The sequence below is a fragment of the Asanoa sp. WMMD1127 genome (assembly GCF_029626225.1).
In the GTDB taxonomy this organism is placed as follows: domain Bacteria; phylum Actinomycetota; class Actinomycetes; order Mycobacteriales; family Micromonosporaceae; genus Asanoa.
Genome location: NZ_JARUBP010000001.1, coordinates 2348856 through 2372340, shown reverse-complemented (window position 1 = coordinate 2372340; position 23485 = coordinate 2348856). Strand labels below are relative to the sequence as shown.

At 72.5% G+C, this 23485-nt stretch carries 23 protein-coding genes; 9 read left to right on the top strand and 14 right to left on the bottom strand.

Features of this window, described 5'->3' with window-relative positions; all coding sequences use genetic code 11:
• Nucleotides 1–295: 295 nt before the first annotated feature.
• Nucleotides 296–454 carry a hypothetical protein gene (locus O7635_RS11400; protein ID WP_278080380.1) on the top strand — a complete coding sequence of 53 codons (159 nt, stop codon included), beginning with the start codon at nucleotides 296–298 and terminating at the stop codon, nucleotides 452–454.
• 39 nt (nucleotides 455–493) lie between these two features.
• Here O7635_RS11400 and O7635_RS11395 read toward each other — a convergent pair whose 3' ends face one another.
• Genes O7635_RS11395 through O7635_RS11385 form a run of 3 tightly spaced genes read right to left on the bottom strand, consistent with a single transcriptional unit; the run spans nucleotide 494 to nucleotide 3428 of the window.
• Nucleotides 494–1549, bottom strand: a complete 1056-nt coding sequence (locus O7635_RS11395) for a type III polyketide synthase (protein ID WP_278080379.1) — start codon at nucleotides 1547–1549, stop codon at nucleotides 494–496.
• Nucleotides 1543–2706, bottom strand: a complete 1164-nt coding sequence (locus O7635_RS11390) for an acyl-CoA dehydrogenase family protein (protein ID WP_278080378.1) — start codon at nucleotides 2704–2706, stop codon at nucleotides 1543–1545. The genes O7635_RS11395 and O7635_RS11390 overlap by 7 nt, the downstream gene beginning before the upstream one ends.
• On the bottom strand, nucleotides 2703–3428 hold the full coding sequence (locus O7635_RS11385) for a methyltransferase domain-containing protein (protein WP_278080377.1): 726 nt from the start codon (nucleotides 3426–3428) through the stop codon (nucleotides 2703–2705). The genes O7635_RS11390 and O7635_RS11385 overlap by 4 nt, the downstream gene beginning before the upstream one ends.
• 64 nt (nucleotides 3429–3492) lie before the next feature.
• On the opposite strand from O7635_RS11385, the gene O7635_RS11380 reads away from it, so the two are divergent.
• The 4 genes from O7635_RS11380 to disA all read left to right on the top strand — a co-directional run bounded on the left by O7635_RS11380 (nucleotide 3493) and on the right by disA (nucleotide 7924).
• A complete protein-coding gene (locus O7635_RS11380) occupies nucleotides 3493–4332 on the top strand; it encodes a UbiA family prenyltransferase (protein WP_278080376.1) in 840 nt (279 codons plus the stop codon).
• Between the two features lie 117 nt (nucleotides 4333–4449).
• Complete coding sequence (locus O7635_RS11375) at nucleotides 4450–5172, top strand: hypothetical protein (RefSeq protein ID WP_278080375.1); 723 nt, start codon at nucleotides 4450–4452, stop codon at nucleotides 5170–5172.
• A gap of 35 nt (nucleotides 5173–5207) precedes the next feature.
• Nucleotides 5208–6602, top strand: coding sequence for a DNA repair protein RadA (gene radA / locus O7635_RS11370; protein ID WP_278080374.1), 1395 nt, complete (start codon nucleotides 5208–5210; stop codon nucleotides 6600–6602).
• A 125-nt stretch (nucleotides 6603–6727) separates the two neighbouring features.
• Nucleotides 6728–7924 (top strand): DNA integrity scanning diadenylate cyclase DisA, encoded by a 1197-nt coding sequence (disA, locus tag O7635_RS11365; protein ID WP_278080373.1) that lies wholly within the window; start codon nucleotides 6728–6730, stop codon nucleotides 7922–7924.
• 9 nt (nucleotides 7925–7933) lie between these two features.
• On the opposite strand, the gene O7635_RS11360 is transcribed toward disA, so the two are convergent.
• The 3 genes from O7635_RS11360 to O7635_RS11350 all read right to left on the bottom strand — a co-directional run bounded on the left by O7635_RS11360 (nucleotide 7934) and on the right by O7635_RS11350 (nucleotide 9763).
• Nucleotides 7934–8626 carry a hypothetical protein gene (locus O7635_RS11360; protein WP_278080372.1) on the bottom strand — a complete coding sequence of 231 codons (693 nt, stop codon included), beginning with the start codon at nucleotides 8624–8626 and terminating at the stop codon, nucleotides 7934–7936.
• Between the two features lie 77 nt (nucleotides 8627–8703).
• Nucleotides 8704–9261, bottom strand: a complete 558-nt coding sequence (locus O7635_RS11355) for a peptide deformylase (RefSeq protein WP_278080371.1) — start codon at nucleotides 9259–9261, stop codon at nucleotides 8704–8706.
• Nucleotides 9251–9763, bottom strand: coding sequence for an ACT domain-containing protein (locus tag O7635_RS11350; RefSeq protein ID WP_278080370.1), 513 nt, complete (start codon nucleotides 9761–9763; stop codon nucleotides 9251–9253). Before O7635_RS11350 ends, O7635_RS11355 begins: the two co-directional genes overlap by 11 nt.
• 43 nt (nucleotides 9764–9806) lie before the next feature.
• On the opposite strand from O7635_RS11350, the gene O7635_RS11345 reads away from it, so the two are divergent.
• The gene (locus O7635_RS11345; protein ID WP_278080369.1) at nucleotides 9807–10688 is read left to right on the top strand and encodes an A/G-specific adenine glycosylase; all 882 of its coding nucleotides are present in this window, start codon (nucleotides 9807–9809) and stop codon (nucleotides 10686–10688) included.
• 45 nt (nucleotides 10689–10733) lie between these two features.
• Here the strand turns inward: O7635_RS11345 and O7635_RS11340 are convergent, their stop codons facing one another.
• Together O7635_RS11340 and O7635_RS11335 are read right to left on the bottom strand one after the other, a co-directional pair.
• Entirely contained in the window at nucleotides 10734–13256 is a 2523-nt protein-coding gene (locus O7635_RS11340) for an ATP-dependent Clp protease ATP-binding subunit (RefSeq protein ID WP_278080368.1), read from the bottom strand.
• A 388-nt stretch (nucleotides 13257–13644) separates the two neighbouring features.
• Nucleotides 13645–13995, bottom strand: coding sequence for an Lsr2 family protein (locus tag O7635_RS11335; protein ID WP_089255811.1), 351 nt, complete (start codon nucleotides 13993–13995; stop codon nucleotides 13645–13647).
• A gap of 389 nt (nucleotides 13996–14384) precedes the next feature.
• On the opposite strand from O7635_RS11335, the gene O7635_RS11330 reads away from it, so the two are divergent.
• A complete protein-coding gene (locus tag O7635_RS11330; protein ID WP_278080367.1) occupies nucleotides 14385–15089 on the top strand; it encodes a class I SAM-dependent methyltransferase in 705 nt (234 codons plus the stop codon).
• Here the strand turns inward: O7635_RS11330 and O7635_RS11325 are convergent.
• The 6 genes from O7635_RS11325 to O7635_RS11300 form a co-directional block, all read right to left on the bottom strand.
• Nucleotides 15062–15829, bottom strand: a complete 768-nt coding sequence (locus tag O7635_RS11325; RefSeq protein WP_089255807.1) for a type III pantothenate kinase — start codon at nucleotides 15827–15829, stop codon at nucleotides 15062–15064. The genes O7635_RS11330 and O7635_RS11325 overlap by 28 nt on opposite strands.
• A 6-nt stretch (nucleotides 15830–15835) precedes the next feature.
• The gene (gene nadC / locus O7635_RS11320) at nucleotides 15836–16735 is read right to left on the bottom strand and encodes a carboxylating nicotinate-nucleotide diphosphorylase (RefSeq protein ID WP_278080366.1); all 900 of its coding nucleotides are present in this window, start codon (nucleotides 16733–16735) and stop codon (nucleotides 15836–15838) included.
• Nucleotides 16735–18375 (bottom strand): L-aspartate oxidase, encoded by a 1641-nt coding sequence (locus tag O7635_RS11315; protein ID WP_278080365.1) that lies wholly within the window; start codon nucleotides 18373–18375, stop codon nucleotides 16735–16737. The genes nadC and O7635_RS11315 overlap by 1 nt, the downstream gene beginning before the upstream one ends.
• A 61-nt stretch (nucleotides 18376–18436) precedes the next feature.
• Entirely contained in the window at nucleotides 18437–19342 is a 906-nt protein-coding gene (locus O7635_RS11310; protein ID WP_278080364.1) for a septum formation family protein, read from the bottom strand.
• A gap of 89 nt (nucleotides 19343–19431) precedes the next feature.
• The gene (gene panC, locus O7635_RS11305) at nucleotides 19432–20268 is read right to left on the bottom strand and encodes a pantoate--beta-alanine ligase (RefSeq protein WP_278080363.1); all 837 of its coding nucleotides are present in this window, start codon (nucleotides 20266–20268) and stop codon (nucleotides 19432–19434) included.
• Nucleotides 20265–21155, bottom strand: coding sequence for a DUF2520 domain-containing protein (locus O7635_RS11300; RefSeq protein ID WP_278080362.1), 891 nt, complete (start codon nucleotides 21153–21155; stop codon nucleotides 20265–20267). The genes panC and O7635_RS11300 overlap by 4 nt, the downstream gene beginning before the upstream one ends.
• Nucleotides 21156–21273: 118 nt before the next feature.
• Here O7635_RS11300 and O7635_RS11295 point away from each other — a divergent pair, with 118 nt between their 5' ends.
• Both O7635_RS11295 and O7635_RS11290 read left to right on the top strand, forming a co-directional pair.
• The gene (locus tag O7635_RS11295) at nucleotides 21274–22353 is read left to right on the top strand and encodes an SAM-dependent methyltransferase (protein WP_278085446.1); all 1080 of its coding nucleotides are present in this window, start codon (nucleotides 21274–21276) and stop codon (nucleotides 22351–22353) included.
• Nucleotides 22328–23479, top strand: a complete 1152-nt coding sequence (locus tag O7635_RS11290; RefSeq protein WP_278080361.1) for an NADH-quinone oxidoreductase subunit D — start codon at nucleotides 22328–22330, stop codon at nucleotides 23477–23479. Before O7635_RS11295 ends, O7635_RS11290 begins: the two co-directional genes overlap by 26 nt.
• The last annotated feature ends 6 nt before the right edge of the window (nucleotides 23480–23485 follow it).

Genomic DNA, 23485 nt, shown 5'->3' with positions numbered 1-23485 from the left:
GGTCTGCCTCGAAGTGGGGGCCGGAGCGAGGCGAGGCCCAGGCGTCGGCTGGGGCCGCGCCGGGCGCGACCGGATACCGGTGTCGTATCCGGTCGTGACCGGCGTGGTTCCAGCCGACGCCTGGGTCCGCCGCAGCCCGGTCAGCACTTCGAGGCAGACCCTAGGTATGCCTAGGGCGGCTTAGGTGGGTCGGTAAGTACCCGGGCGGCCGGAAGTTAGGAATCGCTCCCGATGTCAGCGGGGCCGCCATGGCAGAGCATGGATACATCAGCGAACACCACCAAGGAGACGCGAGATGTATCAGAACCCGGAGCTCATGCTCACCCTGGCCCACGACCACCAGCGCGACCTGATCGCCGAGGCTGACCGCAAGCGGCTGTTCCGGCGGATCAACCGCGCGCGGCGCAACCAGCGCGACACCAATGCGCGCTCGACCCGAGGGCCATCCCACTGATCACCGGCCGGCGCGACCATCGCGCCGGCCGGTCGCTTTCTATGCCGAGCGAGTCAGCAGCGAGGCGTAGAGAGTCAGGCCCGGGCCGAACGCGAGCGTGACGATCCGCTCCGGCGGGGTGGGCCGGCGGCGGAGCCGCTCGACGATCAGCAGCACGGTCGGCGACGAGCAGTTGCCGTTCTCGGCCAGCGTCTCCCGCGACGCGGCCATTTGTTCCGGGCGCAGTTCCAGCTCGCGCTCGACCACGTTGAGGATCCGCGGGCCGCCCGGGTGCACCGCCCAGCCGTCGACGTCGGAGCGGCGCAGGCCGTGCCGGGCGAGCAGGTCGTCGACCAGCGTCCGCACGTGCAGTGCCAGCACCTGCGGCACCTTGGGCGAGAGGCCCATCCGGAAGCCGAGGTCGGTGACGTCCCAGGTCATGTGGTCGGCGGTGGCGGTGTCGGTGACCGAGGCGACCTCGGCCAGCGCATAGCCAGGGCCGCCGGGCAGCACCACGACGGCGGCCGCCGCGTCGGAGAAGAGCGCGTGCGCCACGATCTGCTGGGTGTCGAAGCGGGTCACCGACGGCTGGATGTGCAGGCTGGTCAGCTCGGCGCAGAGCAGCAGCGCCGCCCGGCCGCGGGCGGTCACGTAGTCGCCGACGGCGCCCAGACCCGGTAGCGCCGCATAGCAGCCCATGTGGCCGACGAAGAGCCGCTGTGTGTCCGGCGCCATGCCGAGGTCGCGGCTGAGCAGGATGTCCAGGCCCGGGGTGACGTAGCCGGTGCACGAGCAGACCGCGAACAGCCCGATGTCGTTGATCGACAGGTCGGCGTCGGTCAGCGCCCGCGTCACCGCCTCCTTGCCCAGCGGCAGCGCCTCGACGAGATAACGCTGCATGCGCTTCTCGGTCGGCCAGTCCGAGACGTCCTCGAGCAGCGGGCTGACCGAGGCCTGCCGGGTCACCACGCCGGCGTTGTTGAAGATCCGCTCCGCCAACGACCGCGCCGAGGCCGGGAAGTGGTGCTGGAAGTACTCGGTCCACAGGTCCGTCTGCTTCGCCGCGGGCGGCAAGGCCAACCCGATCCCAGCGACCGTCGGCCGGCCGCTCACCACCGAGGTGCCGATCCGTCGTGGTCCGGGTCGCCGCCCAGGGCCGCTATGCCGAGCCAGTCGGCGCAGACGTCCGAGGTGGCCGGGTGCAGCGAGCCGCAGCGGGCGTCGCGGTAGAGGCGCTCCAGCGGATGGCCGCGGCGGGTGGCGGAGGTGCCGGCCGCCTCCAGCATCGACGCCGCCACCTCGGCCGCGGTCGTGCCGGCCAGCAGCTTTGCCCGCCAGACCCAGCGGTTGGTCTCCGCCTCGCCGGGCTCCTCGTCGACCCGGCGGCCGGCCTCGGCGACGACCAGCCGGGCCGCGGCCACCGCCGCGTCGGCCCGGCCCACCCGGGCGCGTACCGCCGGGAGGTGGGTGAGCTTGCGGGCCCTGAGGTGCTCGACCGCGGCGTCGATCGAGGCCTGCGCGACTCCGACATAGACGGCGGCGTAGCTGGCGATCAGCCAGTGCGGCATGAGCTGGGCGACCACCAGGGCCAGACCCTCCATGCCGCCGAGCAGCCGGTCGGCCGGCACGGTCACGTCGAGGTGCAGGTCGTGCGAGGAGGTGGCCCGCATGCCGAGCGAGTCCCAGGTCTGCTCGACCTGCAGGCCCGGGCTGTCGGCAGGCACCAGGAACTGCGAGACCACCGATTGGTCGCCGATGCTGCGGGCGGCGACGAGATAGGCGTCGGCGTGCCCGGCCCCCGAGCAGAACGTCTTGGCGCCCTTGAGGTGGTAGCCGCCCTCGACCGGCTCGTAGGTGGTGGCCAGCTGGGACAGCCGGGAGCCGGCGCCCCGCTCGCTCATCGCCACGCCGTACCAGGAGCCGGCGGCCGCGTCGGCGAGCAGCCGGTCGCGGGCGGCCAGGGCGCTGTCCGGCAGGCCGAGCGACTCGGCCAGCTCCGCCGTCACCGCGCCGAGCGCGCCGGTGACCGACGCGTGCATGTTGAACACGAGCGCCGAGGCGCCGTTGCCGCGGGCGAGCTCGTAGGCCACCGCCGTGTATTCGGCGAAGCTCGCGCCCGCGCCGCCGAGCGAGGTCGGCACCATGAGCCCGAAGAGGCCAGCCGCGCGCAGGTCGGCGAAGTCGTCGACGGGAAAGTCACCCGCCCGGTCGTAGTCGCCCGCACGGGCCGCCATGCGTGGCGCGACCCGGCGCGCCGCTTCCAGCGCGTTCACCCCTTGCCCCCTCCAGCGTTCGCTGTCTTCACGCCGCGGCCCTGGTAGAGCACGGCGGTGCTGGCGACGGGCACGATCCGCCGCCGGCCCGGCCGCGGACGGCGACCGGCCAACCAGCCGGCCACCGCCGGCACCGACGGCCGGATGCCGCGCACGGACAGGCGCACGCCGTGCCCCGCGCACAGCCGGGTGAGCCGGACCGGGTCGACGAACAGGCCGGGATCGTGGATACCCCGCGGCGCGCGTGGCATGCGCTCGGCTATGTGCACGGCCAGGACCCGGCACACCGCCGTGTCGTTGAGCGTGTCGAGCACCAGCAACCCGCCCGGGCGCAAGACCCGGCACAGCTCCGCGACGGTGGCGGCCAGGTCGGGGACGTGCTCGAGGATCTCGCCGGCGACGACCACGTCCGCGCTGCCCGTGGCCAGCGGGATCGCCGCCGCGTCACCGTTGACCGGCGTCACCCCGTGGCTGGCGGCCTGCTCGAGCGCCGAGGGCACGAGGTCGACGCCGACATGGTGGTAGCCACGGTCCTTCAGGTGCGGCGCGAGCAGCCCGGCGCCGCAGCCGACGTCGACCAACAGGGCACCCGGCGACGGAGCCGGGGGGACGAGTTCCGCGCGCGCCTCGGCGAGCCAGTGCAGCATCGCGAAAGGACCGTCCGGACGCCACCACTCGCCAGCCAGGTCGTCGTACTGGCGCGGGTCGTTCCGTGGCCGCATTTCCCAAACGGTACAGGCAGGTCATGCCTGGCACGACCGTCACCGAACCGGCAGACTTCGGGTCATGTCATGGCCGATCCGGGCGCTCGTCCGCGCGTCCCATCCGGAGCCCGCCGTCGCGGTCACGACCGTCACCGCGTTGCTCGCGTGGGGTGTCGGGCACGACGCCGCCGGCATCGCCCGGACCGCCGGCGCGATCTTCGCCAGCCAGCTCGCGATCGGCTGGGTCAACGACTGGCTCGACGCCGGCCGCGACCGCGCGGTGGGCCGCACCGACAAGCCGGTCGCCACCGGCGCCGTCGACCGCACGCTGGTCGGCCGGTGCGGGCTCGTCGCGTCAGTCGCGTGCGTGCTGGTCGCGCTCACCACCGGCTTCCCGGCCGCGCTGCTGATGATCGCCGCGCTGGTCTCGGCCCTCCTCTACGACTGGCCGCTCAAGCTGACGCCGCTGTCCGTGCTGCCGTACGCCGTGTCGTTCGGGCTGCTGCCGGCATTCGTGGTGGTCGCCCTGCCCGGCGCACCGGCCCCGCCCGCCTGGCTCGTGCTGGCCGGGGCCCTGCTCGGCGCGGGCGCCCATTTCGCCAACGCGCTGCCCGATCTCAACGACGACAGCCGGACCGGCGTACGCGGCCTGCCGCAACGCCTCGGCCCCGGCGGATCGCGGATCGCGGCCGCCGTGCTGTTGTTCGGCGCGACCGTCGCGCTGGTCGCCGGTCCGGCCGGGCCGCCGTCGTGGGCCGGCGTCGCGGCCATCGTCGCGGCCGTCGTGGTGCTGCCCCTCGGCTGGTACGCGGGCCGGGCGGCGGCCGCCCGCGGTGGCCGGCCCGTGGCGATGTTCCGAGCGGTGATGGCGGTGGCCGTCATCGACGTCGTTCTGCTGGTGGCGAGCGGTCGCGTGGTGTGACCGGTCGGGCGCGCGGCGCGCTGCGCGCGGGTCGATCGTCCACGGCGGATCACGTCCCACTACCCTGGAGCGCGGCCGGGCGGAGCGGCCCCTGGAAGCGATGCGAGGAGGAGCGACGTGACGCGCTCGAAGTTCGGGACCCGCCGTCGCGCGGTGCTGCTCGCCGGCCTGGCCGTCGCGGCATCAGCGAGCCTGCTGCTGACGGGCTGCGGCTCCGGCCAGGTCTCGTCGACGGCCGACACGGTGCCGGCGATCGACGGTGTCGACGCCGACCTCGCCGCGGCCAACGGCGGCAGCTACAGCGTGCGTAACCTGGTCGCCGACTTCAAGCTCGACGGTTACCCGGCGGGCTCCGACGCGCGGCTGGCGGTGGCGCTCTACAACAACACGGCTTCGCCGGTGACCGTACGCGTAAGCAGCCCCGCCGCCGAGTCGGTGCGGCTGGTCAACCCGAACGTCGCGGCGAGCCCGACCGCTGCCGCCGAGCCCACGACGCCGGCGGCGACCACCTCAGCGACGCCGTCCGCCGGCGCGAGCGAGACCCCGACCGCGGCGCCTACCACGCCGGCCGCGCCGGCCCAGGTGGGCGGCCCGGCCGAGGTGACCATCCCGCCCGCGGGCTACGTGACGCTCAACCAGCAAGGGCAGAGCTACCTGCTGCTGACCGGGCTGCGCGAGGAGCTCAACGAGGGCAACCAGGTGCCCGTGGTCTTCGACTTCGGTGGCCAGCAGCTCACCGTCGACGCCGTGCTGGCGGTCCCGCTGTCGCCGCTGCCCCGCGGCCCGGCGGTCGTCCCGGACGAGGGCCACGAAGCCGACGTCGCCCCCGAACAGGGCTAGCCAGGTCTGTCGTACCCGCGCGATAAGTTCCGCGGGTGAGTACGCGATCCGCCGCTCGGCCGGCCTACGTTTGCGACGCCTGCGGTCACCAGCCGCCGAAGTGGCTCGGGCGCTGCCCCGAGTGCGGCGAGTGGGGCTCCGTCGTCGAGAGCACCACCGGCCCGGCCGTGGCCGGCAAGGTGGTCGCCACCCGCATGCCGTCCGAGCCGGCCCGACCGATCGCGACGATCAGCGCGGCCCCGGCCCGGGCCCGGCCCACCGGTGTCAGCGAGCTCGACCGGGTCCTGGGCGGCGGTCTCGTGCCGGGCGCGGTGGTCCTGCTCGCGGGTGAGCCCGGTGTCGGCAAGTCGACTCTGCTGCTCGACGTCGCCCAGCGCTGGGCGGCCGCCGGCGACACGCCGTCGCTGGTGATCAGCGGTGAAGAGTCCGTCAGCCAGGTGCGCCTGCGCGCCGAGCGCATCGGCGCCCTCGACGAGCGGCTCTTCCTCGCCGCCGAGAGCGACCTGTCGGCCGTGCTGGGCCACCTCGACGCGGTCAAGCCCGGCCTGCTCGTCCTCGACTCGGTGCAGACCATCTCCTCCCCCGGCGAAGGCGTCCCGGGCGGCGTGACCCAGGTCCGCGCGGTGACGGCGGCGCTGGTCGCGGTGGCCAAGGAGCGTGGCATCGCCACCGTGCTGGTCGGCCACGTCACCAAGGACGGGCAGGTGGCCGGGCCGCGGGTGCTCGAGCACCTGGTCGACGTCGTGCTGCACTTCGAGGGCGACAAGCACTCGGCGCTGCGCCTGGTGCGGGGCATGAAGAACCGGTTCGGCGCGGCCGACGAGGTGGGCTGCTTCGAGATGCACGAGGCGGGCATCGCCAGCCTGGCCGACCCGTCCGGCATGTTCCTGACCCGCTACGCCGAGGCGGTGCCGGGCACCTGCGTGACCGTCGCCATGGAGGGCCGCCGCGCCCTGGTGACCGAGGTGCAGGCGCTGATCGGGGCCGCGGTCCCGGGTTCGCCCCGGCGCACCGTCTCCGGCATCGACAGCGCCCGGCTCGCGATGGTGCTCGCCGTCCTGCAGACCCGCACCAAGCAGCTCACCCTGCACGACCGCGAGGTGTTCGCGGCCACGGTCGGCGGCATCCGGGTCACCGAGCCGGCGGCCGACCTGGCGATGGCGCTCGCGGTCGCGTCCGGCGGTCTCAATCTGGCCGTCTCGCCCCGGCTCGCGGCGATCGGCGAGGTCGGCCTGACCGGCGAGGTCCGTCGCGTCGGGGCGGTGCCGCGGCGGCTGGCCGAGGCGGCCCGGCTCGGCTTCCGCTACGCGCTGGTGCCGCCCGACTGCGGTCCCGCCAAGACTGGGGTCGCCACGCCCGGCCTGACGGTGCAGGAGGTTCCTGACCTGGCCGCGGCGTTGCAGTGGGCGGCTCGGTTCTCGGCCGAATGACCGCCGGCAATTCGCCCGATTCGCACCATAATGCCGGTCACGCTGGTCACTTCCGACCCGGCCAGGGCCACCCCGCCCCCAACCGTGACCGCAGCGAGCTCATGACGGTCCGTAGACTGTTGCCCGTGCCGTTCGACCGCGACCCCAACAAGACCCCTGGCGCGAGCCTGCCGGGCCGCGCTGGTGTCGCCGGTGCACCCCAGCAGCGGGTCGTCGGGTCCGCGCCGTCGGGCCCGGCGCCAAACACCAGCAGCGCCGCGGGTGACCCGCTGCGCGCCAACCTGGCGCTGATGGCGCCCGGCACCGCGTTGCGCGACGGCCTGGAGCGCATCCTGCGGGGCCGCACGGGCGCCCTGATCGTGCTCGGCTACGACAGCGTCGTCGAGGAGATCTGCACCGGCGGCTTCCCGCTCGACGTCGAGTTCTCGGCGACCCGGCTGCGCGAGCTGTGCAAGATGGACGGCGCGGTGGTGCTCTCCAGCGACGGCACCCGCATCGTGCGGGCCGCGGTCCACCTGATGCCCGACCCGTCGATCCACTCGGAAGAGTCCGGCACCCGGCACCGCACGGCCGAGCGGGTGGCCAAGCAGACCGGCTACCCGGTCATCTCGGTCAGCCAGTCGATGCGCATCATCGGCCTCTACGTGAGCGGCCACCGCCACGTCCTCGACGACTCGGCCGCCATCCTGTCCCGCGCCAACCAGGCGCTGGCCACCCTCGAGCGCTACAAGATGCGCCTCGACGAGGTCTCCGGCACGCTCTCCGCGCTCGAGATCGAAGACCTGGTCACGGTCCGCGACGCGGTGGCCGTGGTGCAGCGCCTCGAGATGGTCCGCCGCATCGCCGACGAGATCTCCGGCTACGTCGTCGAGCTTGGCACCGACGGCCGCCTGCTGGCCCTGCAGCTAGACGAGCTGATGGCCGGCGTCGACGCCGACCGCACCCTGGTCATCCGCGACTACCTGCCGGTCGGCCGTCGCGCCCGCACCCTCGACGAGGCCCTGGTCGAGCTCGACCTGCTGTCGGCGACCGAGCTGATCGACCTGGTCGCGGTGGCCAAGGCGATCGGCTACCCGGGCGCCTCCGACGCGCTGGACGCCGCCGTGAGCCCGCGCGGCTTCCGCCTGCTGGCCAAGGTCCCCCGGCTGCCCGGCACGGTCGTCGACCGCCTGGTCGACCACTTCGGGAGCCTGCAGCGCCTGCTCGGCGCCACGGTCGAAGACCTGCAGGCGGTCGACGGCGTGGGCGACGCCCGGGCCCGCGGCGTCCGCGAAGGCCTGTCGCGCCTGGCCGAAGCGTCCATTCTGGAGCGCTACGTCTGAGCCGGCGTCCTATTTGAGCGTCAGCTTGACCGGGTTGCTGGTCTTCGTGGCCAGCCGACCGAACACCTGGTAGTCGCCGGCCGCCGGCACCGGGCCGTCGGCCAGGTTGTCGGCGCACTTGCTGACGTCCTTGCCGTTCCAGTCGACGCGATATTCGCGCTCGAAGTTCGGCGTGAACGGCTGCACGTCGCTGCCCTTGACGTTGCCGCAGGTGTCCGACGACCAGACCTTCTCGGCGCCCTTCTTGATGTAGAGCTCCTGCTGGTCGGCGCCCACGTCGCGGTTGCAGGTGCGCTTGCCCGTGTTCTTGATGCGCAGGCGGATCGCGAGGACGGCACCACGCGGCGCGCTCGTCGCCTCGGGCACCGGGGTGATCAGCATTTCCGCGTCGGTGCAGGAGCCGTCGTCGGGCGGCGGGGCCGCGTCGCCCGTACGCGGGGCGGGGTTGCTCGGCGGTGGCTCTTCCTCTTCGGTCGGGGCGGGCTCGGTCGGGTCGACCTGTGGGCGCAGGACCGTCACGTCACTCGTCGGCGTGGCGGCGGGCGCGCTGGTCTTCCCGTTCTTGCCGCTCCCTACGGAGTTGGCGTCGCCGCCCGAGCACGACTGCACAATGAGGAAGATGACGACGACGGCCGCTCCGAGCACGATCGCCCGACGCCGCCAATAGACGGCGGGTGGCAGGGGGCCAACCGTCAGACGCATGATGCGATCACCGTATCGGTGCGCGCCGTTCCCATCCGCGCGACGCGCCGCGCGACATGAGAGCTGCCGGCGGTGGTTTACAGATAGACCTTGCGCTGATACAGCGCGTGCGCGCCGGCCACCCGGTCGAGGAACAGCAACCCGGCACAGTGGTCGATCTCGTGTTGCAGCGCCCGGGCCTCGAAGCCGTCCGCGGTCAACCGCACCGGCTCTCCGGTGCCGGGCAGCACGCCCTCGACGACCACCCGGCTGGCCCGCTTCACGTCGCCGGTCAGGTCGGGCACCGACATGCAGCCTTCGCGGCCCGGACGCCAGCGGGTCGCCGAGACCACGGTGGCGTTGCAGAGCACGAAGGTGCCGTGCACCGTGACGGCCTTCGGGTGGCCGGTGACGTCGACCGCGAAGACCCGCGCCGACTCGCCGACCTGGGGCGCGGCGAGACCCACGCAGCCGGGCGAGACGCGCATCGTGGCGATCAGGTCGGCGGCGAGCCGGACGACGGCCGGGTCGGTCGGGTCGACCTCGGCGCCTTCCTGGGCCAGCACCGGGTCGGGCGCGCTGACCACGGGCCGGACGGTGCCGGGAGCGACGTCGGTGAGCCACCCGTCGAGGCTCACCTCGGCGTCACAGGACATCGGACTCGGCGCGGCGCAGCACGACGTCGACACCGAGCCCGGCGGCCGCCTCCGTGAGCCGTTGCTCGGTCGTCGCGGCGGTGCCCGGCGGCAGCTCGACCTCGGCGACCAGCACGTAGAGTGGCCCGGCGAGCCGGGTTGTCAGGTCGGTGATATTGCCGCCGGCGTCGGCGACCACCCGGGTGACGGCGGCGACGATGCCGAGCCGGTCGGCGCCGTGCACGCTGAGCACATAGGGCTCACCGGTCGGGGCCGTGGTCTCCTCCGGACCGACCGACCGCACGGTGGCCAGCAGCCGACCGCTCGCCGCCAGCGGGTCCAGCGCGGCCTCGACGTCGGCGGCGGGCGGCCCGGTGCAGACCAGCGTCATCGCGAAGTGCCCGCGCAGCCGGGTCATCGTCGAGTCGGTCAGGTTGGCGCCGAGGTCGGCGAGCACGCCGGCGACGTCGGCCACGATGCCGGGCCGGTCGCGGCCGATCACGGTGATCGCAAGCTCCTCCACCCCAGAGAGTCTGCCGGATCAGCCGTGGCAGGATCGACGGGACATGCCCGAAGAGACCATCGCCGCCGCGGCGATCCGCTGGTTCGACGCCAACGCCCGGGACCTGCCGTGGCGGCACCCGGACACCGCTGCCTGGGCCGTCCTGGTCAGCGAGGTCATGCTCCAGCAGACGCCGGTGAGCCGGGTCCTCCCGGCCTACGAGGCGTGGCTGGCCCGCTGGCCCACCCCGGCCGCGCTGGCCGCCGACGAGCCCGGCGAGGCGATCCGGATGTGGGGCCGGCTGGGCTACCCGCGCCGGGCGCTGCGCCTCCACGAGTGCGCCACGGCGATCACGCAACGGCACGCCGGCGTGGTTCCCGACGACCTCGACGCGCTGCTCGCGCTGCCAGGGGTCGGCGCCTACACGGCGCGGGCGGTGGCCGCCTTCGCCTACGGGCAGCGCCAGCCGGTCGTCGACACCAACGTGCGCCGGTTCGTGGCCCGCGCCGTGGCGGGCGCCGCGGACGCCGGACCAACCACCCGCCCGGCCGACCTCGTCGCGACCGAGGCGCTGCTGCCGGACGAGCCGGCCGCGGCGGCCCGGGCCAGCGCCGCGTTCATGGAGATCGGCGCGGTGGTCTGCGTCGCCCGCACGCCGCGCTGTGCGGTCTGCCCGGTCGTCGACCGGTGCGCCTGGCGCGCGGCCGGCCGTCCCGCGCTCGATGGCCCCAGCCGCCGCCCACAGACCTACGCCGGCACCGATCGCCAGGTCCGCGGCCTGCTGCTGGCCGTGCTCCGGGAAGCCGCCGAACCGGTGCCGCGGGCCCGGCTGGACGTGGTCTGGTCGGAGCCGACCCAGCGGGACCGCGCCCTACGCGGGCTGATCGACGACGGCCTGGTCGACCCGCTCCCCGGCGAGCTGTTCGCACTGCCCAGCGGCAGATAGCGAAAGGGCCCGGCGCGTTCGCGCCGGGCCCTTTCGTGAACCGCTTTACTCGGTGGCCTCCGCCGCGCCGAGGTCGGCCGGCACCGCGTCGGGCACCTCGACCGGCTTCTCCGCGCCGCGGAACACCAGCTTGGACTTCTCGATGTTGTCGGGGTCGCCCTCGCAGTCGACCACGACGATCTGACCAGGCTTGAGCTCGTTGAAGAGGATCCGCTCGGACAGGCTGTCCTCGATGTCGCGCTGGATGGTGCGGCGCAGCGGCCGGGCACCCAGCACCGGGTCGAAGCCCTTCTTCGCCAGGTATTTCTTGGCGTTGTCGGTCAGCTCCAGGCCCATGTCCTTGTTGCGCAGCTGAGCCTCGATCCGCTGGATCATGATGTCGACGATCGACAGGATCTCGATCTCGGTCAGCTGGTGGAAGACGATCGTGTCGTCGATCCGGTTGAGGAACTCGGGCCGGAAGTGCTGCTTGAGCTCGTCGTTGACCTTCTGCTTCATCCGCTCGTAGTTGGAGTCGGAGTCTTCCGAGGCCTGGAAGCCCAGCGACACCGCCTTGGCGACGTCCCGCGTGCCCAGGTTGGTGGTCAGGATGATCACCGTGTTCTTGAAGTCGACGATGCGACCCTGACCGTCGGTCAGGCGACCGTCTTCCAAGATCTGGAGCAGCGTGTTGAAGACGTCGGGGTGGGCCTTCTCGATCTCGTCGAAGAGCACGACGGAGAACGGCCGGCGGCGCACCTTCTCGGTGAGCTGGCCACCCTCGTCGTAGCCCACGTAGCCGGGAGGCGCCCCGACCAGGCGGGAGACCGTGTAGCGGTCGTGGAACTCCGACATGTCGAGCTGGATCAGCGCGTCCTCGCTGCCGAACAGGAACTCCGCGAGCGCCTTGGAGAGCTCGGTCTTACCGACGCCGGACGGGCCGGCGAAGATGAACGAGCCCGAGGGGCGCTTCGGGTCCTTGAGGCCCGCCCGCGTGCGCCGGATCGCCTTGGACACGGCCTTGACCGAGTCTTCCTGGCCGACGACCCGCTTGTGCAGCTCGTCCTCCATGCGCAGCAGCCGGGAGGTCTCCTCCTCGGTCAGCTTGTAGACCGGGATGCCGGTCCAGTTGGCGAGGACCTCGGCGATCTGCTCGTCGTCGACCTCGCTGACGACGTCGAGGTCGCCGGCCTTCCACTCCTTCTCCCGCTGGGCCTTCTGCCCGAGCAGCTGCTTCTCCTTGTCGCGCAGCTGCGCGGCCCGCTCGAAGTCCTGCGCGTCGATCGCGGACTCCTTGTCGCGGCGCACCTGGGCGATCCGCTCGTCGAAGTCACGCAGGTCCGGCGGCGCGGTCATGCGGCGGATGCGCATCCGGGCGCCGGCCTCGTCGATCAGGTCGATCGCCTTGTCGGGCAGGAAGCGGTCGGAGATGTAGCGGTCGGCCAGGGTGGCCGCGGCGACCAGCGCGGCGTCGGTGATCGACACGCGGTGGTGCGCCTCGTAGCGGTCGCGCAGGCCCTTGAGGATCTCGATGGTGTGGGCCAGCGAGGGCTCACCCACCTGGATCGGCTGGAACCGGCGCTCGAGAGCGGCGTCCTTCTCGAGGTGCTTGCGGTATTCGTCGAGCGTCGTCGCGCCGATCGTCTGCAGCTCGCCCCGGGCCAGCATCGGCTTCAGGATCGAGGCCGCGTCGATCGCGCCCTCGGCGGCACCCGCACCCACCAGGGTGTGGATCTCGTCGATGAACAGGATGATGTCGCCGCGGGTGCGGATCTCCTTGAGCACCTTCTTGAGGCGCTCCTCGAAGTCACCGCGGTAACGGGAACCGGCCACCAGGGCGCCCAGGTCGAGCGTGTAGAGCTGCTTGTCCTTGAGCGTCTCGGGCACCTCGCCCTTGATGATCCGCTGGGACAGGCCCTCGACGACCGCCGTCTTGCCGACGCCGGGCTCACCGATCAGGACCGGGTTGTTCTTGGTGCGGCGGGAGAGCACCTGCATCACCCGCTCGATCTCCTTCTCGCGCCCGATGACCGGGTCGAGCTTGCCCTCGCGGGCGGCCTGGGTGAGGTTGCGGCCGAACTGGTCGAGCACCAGGCTCGTCGACGGCGCGGCCTCGCCCGGGGTGGCGCCGGCGGCCGCCGGCTCCTTGCCCTGGTAGCCGGAGAGGAGCTGGATGACCTGCTGGCGGACCCGGTTGAGGTCGGCGCCGAGCTTGACCAGCACCTGGGCGGCCACGCCCTCGCCCTCACGGATCAGCCCGAGCAGGATGTGCTCCGTGCCGATGTAGTTGTGACCGAGCTGCAGCGCCTCGCGCAGCGATAGCTCGAGCACCTTCTTGGCCCGCGGCGTGAACGGGATGTGCCCGCTCGGCGCCTGCTGACCCTGGCCGATGATCTCCTCGACCTGCTGGCGGACGCCTTCCAGGGAGATACCGAGACTCTCCAGCGCCTTCGCCGCGACACCCTCACCCTCGTGGATGAGGCCGAGCAGGATGTGCTCAGTGCCGATGTAGTTGTGGTTGAGCATCCGGGCTTCTTCTTGAGCCAGGACGACAACCCGTCGCGCTCGGTCGGTGAACCGCTCGAACATGCCCTCGTGCTCCTCACGTGCCGTGCGCCTGAGTCTGGCCGGACCAGCGACTTGGCGGAACCAATGCACAGACGCCCGGGGAAGACGCCTGCGCACCCTCACTCTATCGCCGCGGGCGCGGTCAGCTACGGCCGTGCGCGCCGGACTGACCCCTGTCCGCGACGTATCTGCCAACTCTGCACGCTTATCGGGTGTTCCCGGGTGGGAACGTGTACGCGCAGAGCGAACACGCGAGGTTGCGATTCATGAAGATCAACTGAGTCGGGCGTGACGAACGACGGGCATTGCGGGCACAAAACGGACAAAGGACGAAGGCCGGAGCGGGGACGGCCGGGTCACCCGAGGGCGCCCGACAGGGAGGGGTCCCCGCCTACCGACGTCGTCCGCCTTACCGGCCGGCCTTCGCGTGGTACTCGTCGACGATCTCCTGCGGGATGCGTCCCCGGTCGGAGATGTCCTTGCCTTCCTTCTTCGCCCAGGCGCGGATCGCCTTGTTCTGCTCGCGGTCGGCGGCGGCGCCGCCCCGGCCGCGCGCCGCACGCCCGCCGACCACGACCCCGCCCCGGCCCACCTTGGAGCCGGCCGCCAGGTAGGGCGCGATTGCGTTCCGCAATTTGTCGGCGTTCTTCTTGGAGAGGTCGATCTCGTACTGAACACCGTCGAGGGCGAACTTCACCGTCTCGTCGGCGTCGCCACCGTCGATGTCGTCGACCAACTTGTGAATGATCTGCTTGGCCACGGGCCGCTGTCCTTTCGCGTGGTCCCTCCCACAAACAAGAGCACAATAGCTCCTTCGCCGCGCGATCGGTCAATAGCGCGGCAAAATCCGAGTCCGCGTCCTGCTCTTTTCGTTAAATCACCGTGCCAGCGCCGGCCGGCACGATTCCGATTACACGACAGAGCGTGTTGGATTGGCACCCTCAAGGTGATCCATGGCTGTTAGGCGCGTCACGCTCTGATCGGAATCTCGTGGATGAGACCGCGCGGCCACGCTGGGTGCCGGCGGTCGAGCGATGGATCCATTGACACCGCCCGGATCGGTGGCCGTCACATTGCCGTCGGTCACGAATTGCCGCGGTACGCTGCCCCGCGATGGACGCGAAGAAGCGCAACGCGCTGTCGTTCGGCGTGGCCGCCGAGCGCTACGACCGATTCCGCCCGCCGTATCCGCGCGCCGCACTGGAATGGGCGGTCGGCGGCCCGGCGCCGCTGCGGGTGGCCGACCTCGGGGCGGGCACCGGCATCCTGAGCCGCGGACTGATCGACGCCGGCTACGAGGTGATCGCCGTCGAGCCGGATCCGGAAATGCGCGCGCGACTGGCCGCCGTCAGTCCCGGTGTGACCGTCCTGGCGGGCGGCGCGGAAGACATTCCATTGCCGGATGGAAGCGTGGACGCGGTTGTCGCCGGTCAGGCGTACCACTGGTTCGCCCCGGCGGAGGCACATGCGCAAGCCGCCCGCGTGCTGCGGCCTGGCGGCTATTTCGCGGCGGTGTGGAACTTCCGTGACCGGAGGGAACCATGGGTCGCGGCACTCGACCGGATCGCGACCGCGGCCGGTGACCAGGAACACGATCGGCCCACCTCGTTCGGCGACCGGTTCACCGCGGTGGAGCACCACGAATTCGCGCACGAGACGTCGCTCACCGCTGCCCACCTGGTGGAAATGATGACCACCCGGTCTTATTACCTGACGGCGGACCCGGACACTCGGAAAGCTTTCACCACGGCCGTGGCGGAGCTGGCGGAGACGCATCCGGACCTCGCCGGCCGGGCGTCGTTCCCGTTGCCCTACCGCACCGAGGTCTATCGCGCGTCGACGTTGCGCTCGTAGACCATCCGCAGGCCGATCAGTGTGATCATCGGTTCGTGGTGGGTGATCGTGCGGCATTCGCCGAGCACCACCGGGGCCAGCCCGCCGGTGGCGATCACCGCTTTCACCGAGCCGAGCTCTTCGGTCATCCGGTCGACGATGTGGTCGACCTGGCCCGCGAAGCCGAAATAGAGCCCGGCCTGCAGGCACTCGACGGTGTTCTTGCCGATCACGGAACGCGGCTTGGCCGGCTCGACCTTGCGCAACTGCGCGGCACGGGCGGCCAGCGCGTCGAACGAGATCTCGATGCCGGGCGCGAACGCGCCACCCAGGAACTCACCACGCGCGCTGATCACGTCGAAGTTGGTCGTCGTGCCGAAGTCGACCACGATCGACGGGCCACCGAAAAGGGTGTACGCGGCCAGCGTGTTGACCACCCGGTCGGAGCCGACCTCCTTGGGGTTGTCGATGGCCAGCTGGACGCCGGTCTTCACACCGGGCTCCACGATCACGTTGGGCAGGTCGCCGTAGTAGCGGGCCAGCATCGTGCGCAGCGACCGCAGCGCGGCCGGCACCGTCGAGCACGCGGCCACACCGGTGATCTCCACCGCGTCGCCGGCCAGCAGCCCGCGGAACATCAGCCCGAGCTCGTCGGCCGTGGAGCGGGCGTCGGTCTTGATCCGCCAGTTGTGCACCAACTTGTCGCCGTCGAACGTGGCGAGCACCGTGTTGGTGTTACCGATGTCGATGCACAGCAGCATGTGGGGTCAGCTCCGGCTCAGGTGCGGCGGGCGAAGATCGAGCGCGATGTCCAAGATAGGTGACGAGTGGGTCAGCGCCCCCACCGAAAGGTAGTCGACGCCGGTCGCGGCGTACGCCGGCGCGACCTCCAGGGTGAGCCCCCCGGTCGCTTCGAGCTCGGCCCGGTCGCCGACCGCCGCGACCGCCTCGCGCAGCACCGCCGGCGTCATGTTGTCGCAGAGCAGGAACGTGGCGCCGACCTCGACGGCCTCGATCGCCTCCTCGACGGTGGTGACCTCCACCTGGACCGCCACCTCGGGAAACGCCTCCCGGACCCGGCGGTACGCCTCGGCGACGCTGCCGGCGGCCAGCTTGTGGTTGTCCTTGATCATGGCGACGTCGTAGAGGCCCATCCGCTTGTTGGTGCCGCCGCCCGCGCGCACGGCGTACTTCTCCAACGCCCGTAGCCCCGGTGTGGTCTTGCGGGTGTCGAGCACCATCGCCTTCGTGCCGGCCAGCGCGTCGGCCCAGCGCCGGGTGTGCGTCGCCACGCCGGATAGGCGGCTGAGCAGGTTCAGCGCGGTGCGCTCGGCGGTCAGCAGGGTGCGGGTCGGGCCGGTCACGGTGGCCAGCACGTCGCCGGCGGACACCCGGTCACCGTCACGGGCCTTGAGCACGATCTCCGGCGTACGGGGGCCCGCGAGCGCGAACACGGCCGCCGCCACCGGCAGCCCGGCCAGGACACCGTTGGCCCGGGCCACCACGTCGGCCGTGTCGACCTGGTCGGCCGGGATGGTCGCCTCGCTGGTCACGTCGCGGTGCTGGGGCCCGAGATCCTCGTCGAGGGCGCCGCGCACCACCCGCTCGACCTCGGCCGGGTCGAGGCCCTTGGCCCGGAGGTCGTCGAAGATCCACTGCGGCAGCATCACGCCTCCCAGGCGAGCGTCGGGGTCCCCGTGCCGTCGAGGGCGGGGAACAGGTGGCCGAGCCACTCGGGCCGGGCGGTCGGGTGGTCCTCGCGCCAGTGGCACCCGCGGGTCTCCTCCCGCGCGGTGGCCGCCGCGACCAGCGCGGTCGCGACCGTGACCAGGTTGGTCGCCTCCCAGCTGGCGGTGGCCGGCCGGCCCCGGGTCGCGCCGAGCCCGACGAGGGTCCCGGCGGTGGCGGCCAGCGAACCGGCCGACCGCAGCACCCCGGCGCCGCGGGTCATCGCACGCTGCAGCGCGGAGCGCACGCCGGGGTCGAGCACCCATCCGTCGGCCGTGGCCGGCGCGGGCTCCGCCTGCTCCGGCAGCTCGGTGGCGATGTGGTCGGCGATCCGGCGGGCGAACACCAGCCCTTCGAGCAACGAGTTGCTGGCCAGCCGGTTGGCGCCGTGCACGCCGGTGCAGGCCACCTCGCCACACGCGTAGAGCCCCGGGATCGACGTGCGGCCGTGCAGGTCGGTGCGGACGCCGCCGCTGGCGTAGTGCGCGGCCGGCGCCACCGGGATCGGGTCGGTGCCCGGGTCGACGCCGGCGGCCAGGCAGGACGCCACGATCGTCGGGAAGCGCCGGGCGAGGAACTCGGCGCCGAGATGCCGGGCGTCGAGGAACACGTGGTCGGTGTTCTCGGCGAGCAGCACCCGGTGGATGCCCTTGGCGACGATGTCGCGCGGGGCCAGCTCGGCCAGGTCGTGCTGGCCGACCATGAACCGCTTGCCGTCGCCGTCGACCAGGTGGGCCCCCTCGCCCCGGAGCGCCTCGCTGACCAGTGGCTGCTGGCCCCGGGCGGCGTCGCCGAGATAGAGGGCGGTCGGGTGGAACTGGACGAACTCGATGTCGGTGACCGCGGCACCGGCCCGGATGGCCAGCGCGACACCGTCGCCCGTGGACACCACGGGGTTGGTCGTCGACGCGAACACCTGGCCCATCCCGCCGGTGGCGAGCACGACGGCCCGGGCCAGGATGGCGCCGACGCCGTCCTCGGTGCCCTCGCCGAGCACGTGCAGGGTGATTCCGCAGGCCCGGCCGGTGGCGTCGGTGAGCAGGTCGAGCACGAGCGCGTGGTCGACGACCCGGATCCACGGGTCGCGCCGCACGGCCGCGTGCAGGGCGCGCTGCACCTCGGCGCCGGTGGCGTCGCCGCCCGCGTGCACGATCCGGTTGGCGTGGTGGCCGCCCTCCCGGGTGAGCATCAGCGAGCCGTCGGCGTTGCGGTCGAACTCGGCGCCGAGCCGCATCAGCTCGCGCACGCGGGTAGGGCCCTCCTCGACCAGCACCTTCACCGCGGCCGGGTCGCACAGGCCGACGCCGGCGACCTCCGTGTCGGCGGCGTGGGCCTCCGGGCTGTCGAACGGGTCGAGCACCGCGGCGATGCCGCCCTGGGCCCACCGGGTCGAACCGTCGTCGATGTTCTCCTTGGTCACCACCGTGACGTGCCGGCCGGCCGCGCGCAGGTGCAGCGCGGCGGTCAGGCCGGCGATGCCCGAGCCCACCACGACCACGTCGGTGGACTCGGCCCAGCCCGGTGCCGGGCCGGCGAGGCGTCGGGGCAGTTCCGGCAACTCCGCGACACGGGGGTCCATCTGTTCAGTGAACCCCGTCAGATATTCAGGTGTCCGCCCGGACCGGCGAAACGTGCGCAGGCTAACTCGACTGCCCGATATTCGCCGGGAAACCCTTCTCGCCCACCCCCTTCTGCGAGGTGTTCAGCGGGCGGAACCGGACCCAGAGGAAACAGCGCACATCGCGGTCTCCCATCGCCCAGGCGTTCTTGCTGGGCAGCACCGGCACGTAACCGGTCCGGGCCGCGAAGCCCGGCGCGTAGGGCACCTTCACGTACGCCGCGATGGTCTTGAGGCAGCCCTCGTAGAACGGCACGTAGTCGCGGTCCTTTACCGGGTAGGCGACCTTGCCGGGCGCCGTCCAGACACCGACGAACTCGCCCTCGTGCTTGACGTCGCAGGGGCTGTCGGCGACCGTCGCGACGTTGGCCTTGCGGTCGAGCTTGACCAGCACGCAGCGCAGCCGCAGCGGCGCGTCGGGCGCCTCCAGGCCGCCGGCGAGGCTGCCGGAGCGCTGTGCGACCTTCCCGTCCGGGCCGACGCCGGTGAGCTCGACGAGGTCGCAGCGGAACCAGCGCTCGCCGGCCGTCCAGACCGTGGTCGACGGGAGCACCACGTCGAGCCGGAGCCGCCCGACGCGCCAGTCGTCGCCCAGCGCGGTCGCCGCCCGCTTGTCGCACTCGTCGTAGACCGCGGCCATCGCCCGGCTGACGGGCGGCGGAAACGAGTCGGCGGTGGCCGCGGCGCCCGTGAACTCACCGATGTGGACCGTCTCGGCCAGGTGCGGCGCCGCGCAGTCGACGGTGCCGTCGCGCGCGTCGGCGGTGCCCTCCGCGACCTGCGCGTGGCAGCGTGGCGGAGGTGAGCTTGTCTGGGCCGACGGCCCGGGCGCGGCCGCCTGGCCGCCACCGCCACCACCGCTGCCGTTGCTGCCACAAGCGGCGCTGGCGAGCACCAGCACCACGACCGCTGCCGTCCATCGACGCATCGCGTCCTCCCCGGGGGCGTTGCGCTCCGTCCTAAGCGGAGCACATCGGGACGGCGGAGCGCAACCGCCTGGTCACCCCAGGTTAGCGATCAACCGAGGTCGATCGGCATGTTGTCGATCAGGCGGGTGCCGCCGACCTTGGCCGCGACCAGCATCCGGGCCGGTCCGTGGCCGGGCGGGGGGCCTAGGTCCGGGTCGAGCAGCACGAGGTAGTCGAGCCGCACGTCGGTCGTACCGTCGGCGAAGATCTGATGGGCGGCGGCCAGCACGCCGTCGGCGTCGGCGCCGCGCTGGGCGGCGGCCGCGCCGGCCCGCAGCGCCCCCGAGAGGCGCAGCGCGGCGACCCGCTCCGACTCGGTCAGGTAGCGGTTGCGGCTGGACAGCGCGAGCCCGTCGGCCTCGCGCACCGTCGGCACGCCACGCACCTCGATCGGCAGGTTGACGTCGAGCACCATGCGGCGGATCAGCGTCAGCTGCTGGTAGTCCTTCTCGCCGAAGAATGCCAGGTCGGGCCGGACCAGGTTGAAGAGCTTGAGCACCACGGTGAGCACGCCGTGGAAGAAGCCGGGCCGGCTCGCCCCTTCGAGCAGCTCGCCCAGCGGGCCCGGGTTGACCCGCACCTGCGGCTCGCCGCCGGGATAGACCTCGTCGCGGCTCGGCGCGAAGACCAGGTCGACGCCGGTGCGCCGGCACATCTCGAGGTCGGCCTCCATCGTCCGCGGGTAGCGGTCGAAGTCCTCGTTAGGTCCGAACTGGAGCGGGTTCACGAAGATGGTCGCGATCACCGAGTCGGCGTGGTCCCGTGCGTTCTTGAGGAGGGCCTCGTGGCCGGAGTGCAGGGCGCCCATGGTCATCACGACCGCCACGGTGCCGGGCAGGTCCTTCCGCGCGGCCGCGAGGTCTGCCCTTGTCTCGACGACGTTCACGCGACCCGCTCCGGGCGGTCGCTGGCCAGCACGTCGAGCAGGGCCTCGGCGTCGTGGGGGCGCAGCCGTCCGGCGGCGATGGCGCGGTCCGCGGTGCGCCGGGCCAGGGCCACATACGCGGGTACGGAGTCCGGCGCGGTCTCCGTCAGCGTCTCCACGTGCCGGGCCACCGTGCCGGCGTCGCCGCGGACCACCGGCCCGGTCAGGGCGGCGTCGCGCATCCGCAGGGTGTTGTCGAGCGCGGCGTGCAGCAGCGGGGCGAGCACCTTCTCCGGGTAGACGACCCCGGCGTCGCGCAGCCGGTCCATCGCCTCGTTGACCAGGGTGACCAGGTGGTTGGCGCCGTGCGCGAGGGCGGCGTGGTAGAGCGCCCGGTCGTGCTCGGCCACCCACTCCGGGGTGCCACCCAGGTCGTGCACCAGGTCCTCGGCGAACGCCTTGAGGTCGGCCGGCGCGGTGATCCCGTAGGAGATGCCGGGCAGGCGGGCGAGGTCGGCGGCCGTACCGGTGAAGGTCATCGCCGGATGCAGGGCGAGCGGGCGGGCGCCGGCGATGGCGGCCGCGCCGAGGACGGCGAGCCCGTGCGCGCCGGAGGTGTGCAGCACGACCTGGCCGGGGCGCAGGACGCCGGCGATCTCGTCGACCACGCCGGCCAGGGCGTCGTCGGGCACGGAGAGCACCAGCAGGTCGGTGGCGGCCCGGGCGACCTGCTCGGCGGGGAGCACCGGGGTGCCGGGGAGCAGGCGGGCGATGCGGCCCTGTGCGGCGGCGGAGCCGCCGGAGGCGGCGACGACATCGTGGCCGGCGGCCCGGAGAGCGGCCCCGAGCACGGCCCCGACGCGGCCCGTGCCGATGATGCCGATGGTCTGGCGCGGCAGTGCGCTCATATTGATCCAGTCCTCGCGCAGGTTAGGTACCGGTCAACATCAAGTATGCGATCTGGAAACAGACCGGACACAGCTTGTGTGAAGACTTTCACGGGCATGTTTGTCCGCCACTAGGCTGCTGTGGATGCGCTGGTCTGCGGCGATGTCGCGGGCCCTCTACGGGCCGCACGGGTTCTTCGTCTCCGGCGCCGGCCCGGCCGGTCACTTCCGCACCAGCGCCACCGCCTCACCGGTGCTGGCCAGGGCCGTCGCCCGGCTGTTGGCCCGGGTCGACGAGGCTCTGGGGCGGCCGGATCGGCTGGACCTCGTCGATGTGGGCGCGGGTCGCGGTGAGCTCATCACCGGGGTGCTGGCCGCCGCACCTCCGGCCCTGCGCACCCGCGTGCGGGCAGTTGCCGTCGAGCTCGCGCCCCGGCCTGCGTTCCTGCCGAGCGAGATCGACTGGCGCCATTCGCCCCCGCATCGGATCACCGGGCTGTTGATCGCCACGGAGTGGCTCGACAACGTCCCGCTCGACGTGGTCGTCGGCGACCGTTATGTCGAGGTCGAGCCGCCCACCGGGGAGGAGCACCTCGGCGGGCCGACCGAACCGGCCGACGCCGCCTGGCTGGACCGTTGGTGGCCCCCTTTGCTCTGCAGCCACGGACGCATCACCGGTAGCGACCCGACAGGTGATGCGCCGATGGCAGCAGAGCAGGACGGGCCGGTTGCGGCGGAGGCGCGGCGGGAGGTCGGGCGGAGTCGGGACGAGGCGTGGGCCGGGGCCGTGGGAGCGGTCGAGCGTGGGCTGGCGGTGGCGGTCGACTACGGGCATCTGCGGGACGATCGGCCGTTCGACGGGACGTTGACCGGATATGTGCAGGGGCGGCAGGTGACACCGGTGCCGGACGGGACTCGGGACGTGACGGCGCACGTCGCCATGGACTCCGTCGCGGTGGCCGGGTCCGCGGTCGCCGGGCGGCCGTACCAGCTGATGTCCCAGCGGCAGGCCCTGCGCGCGCTGGGCGCCGACGGCGGGCGGCCACCGATCCGCCTGGCGTCCACCGACCCGGCCGGTTACGTGCGAGCGCTGGCGGCGGCGTCGGCCGCGGCCGAGCTCACCGCGCGGGGCGGCCTGGGTGATCACTGGTGGCTCGTCCAGCCGGTGGGTATCGACGGCTGGGCGTGGGACGATGGCGGCTATGTCGGATCTCCGTGAGGTGACCGTCGGCACCGGTGCCGGGCTCGACACCGCCGACATGGTGCTCAACATCGGCCCGCAGCACCCCTCCACGCACGGCGTGCTCCGGCTGCGGCTGGTGCTCGACGGCGAGCGGGTGGTCTCCTGCGAGCCGATCATCGGCTACATGCACCGGGGCGCGGAGAAGCTGTTCGAGGTGCGCGACTACCGCCAGATCATCGTTCTCGCCAACCGGCACGACTGGCTGTCGGCGTTCTCCAACGAGCTCGGCGTGGTGCTCGCGGTGGAGCGGCTGATGGGCATCGAGGTGCCCGAGCGGGCGGTCTGGCTGCGGACGGCGCTGGCCGAGCTCAACCGGGTGCTCAACCACCTCATGTTCCTGGGCTCGTACCCCCTGGAGATCGGCGCCATCACACCGGTGTTCTACGCGTTCCGCGAGCGCGAGACGCTGCAGACGGTGATGGAAGAGGTGTCCGGCGGCCGGATGCACTACATGTTCAACCGGGTCGGCGGGCTCAAGGAGGAGGTGCCGGCCGGCTGGACGCGGCGGGCCCGGGCGGCGATCGGCGAGGTCCGCCGCCGGCTCCCCGACCTCGACAACCTCATCCGGCGCAACGAGATCTTCCTGGCCCGCACGGTCGGCGTCGGCGTGCTGACGGCCGAACAGGCGGCCGCCTACGGTGCGTCGGGTCCGGTGGGGCGCGCGTCCGGGCTCGATCTGGACCTGCGTCGGGACGATCCCTACCTGGCGTACGGCGAGCTGTCGGTGCCCGTGGTGACCCGCACCGCCGGTGACTGCCACTCGCGGTTCGAGGTGCTGCTCGATCAGGTCTTCGTCTCGCTCGACCTGGCGCAGGAGTGCCTGGACCGCGTCGACCGGCTGACGGGGCCGGTCAACGTGCGGCTGCCCAAGGTGGTCAAGGCGCCGGAGGGCCACACGTACGCGTGGACCGAGAACCCGCTCGGCATCAACGGCTACTACCTGGTGTCGCGGGGCGAGAAGACGCCGTGGCGGATGAAGCTGCGGACCGCGTCCTACGCCAACGTGCAGGCGCTGAGCACGCTGCTGCCCGGCTGCCTGGTGCCTGACCTGATCGCGATCCTGGGCTCGATGTTCTTCGTGGTGGGCGACATCGACAAGTGAGCTCTG

Excerpts from the sequence above, each read along its gene's own strand:
- O7635_RS11325 (WP_089255807.1), bottom strand. The coding sequence starts at position 15,829 with ATGCTGCTGTGCATCGACATCGGTAACACCAACACGGTGCTCGCCACG.
- O7635_RS11355 (WP_278080371.1), bottom strand. The coding sequence starts at position 9,261 with ATGTCCTGTGACGCCGAGGTGAGCCTCGACGGGTGGCTCACCGACGTC.
- O7635_RS11345 (WP_278080369.1), top strand. The coding sequence starts at position 9,807 with ATGCCCGAAGAGACCATCGCCGCCGCGGCGATCCGCTGGTTCGACGCC.
- O7635_RS11360 (WP_278080372.1), bottom strand. The coding sequence starts at position 8,626 with ATGCGTCTGACGGTTGGCCCCCTGCCACCCGCCGTCTATTGGCGGCGT.
- O7635_RS11380 (WP_278080376.1), top strand. The coding sequence starts at position 3,493 with ATGTCATGGCCGATCCGGGCGCTCGTCCGCGCGTCCCATCCGGAGCCC.
- nadC (WP_278080366.1), bottom strand. The coding sequence starts at position 16,735 with ATGCTGCCGCAGTGGATCTTCGACGACCTCCGGGCCAAGGGCCTCGAC.
- O7635_RS11315 (WP_278080365.1), bottom strand. The coding sequence starts at position 18,375 with ATGGACCCCCGTGTCGCGGAGTTGCCGGAACTGCCCCGACGCCTCGCC.
- O7635_RS11385 (WP_278080377.1), bottom strand. The coding sequence starts at position 3,428 with ATGCGGCCACGGAACGACCCGCGCCAGTACGACGACCTGGCTGGCGAG.
- O7635_RS11310 (WP_278080364.1), bottom strand. The coding sequence starts at position 19,342 with ATGCGTCGATGGACGGCAGCGGTCGTGGTGCTGGTGCTCGCCAGCGCC.
- O7635_RS11290 (WP_278080361.1), top strand. The coding sequence starts at position 22,328 with ATGGCGGCTATGTCGGATCTCCGTGAGGTGACCGTCGGCACCGGTGCC.
- O7635_RS11340 (WP_278080368.1), bottom strand. The coding sequence starts at position 13,256 with ATGTTCGAGCGGTTCACCGACCGAGCGCGACGGGTTGTCGTCCTGGCT.
- O7635_RS11300 (WP_278080362.1), bottom strand. The coding sequence starts at position 21,155 with ATGAGCGCACTGCCGCGCCAGACCATCGGCATCATCGGCACGGGCCGC.
- O7635_RS11400 (WP_278080380.1), top strand. The coding sequence starts at position 296 with ATGTATCAGAACCCGGAGCTCATGCTCACCCTGGCCCACGACCACCAG.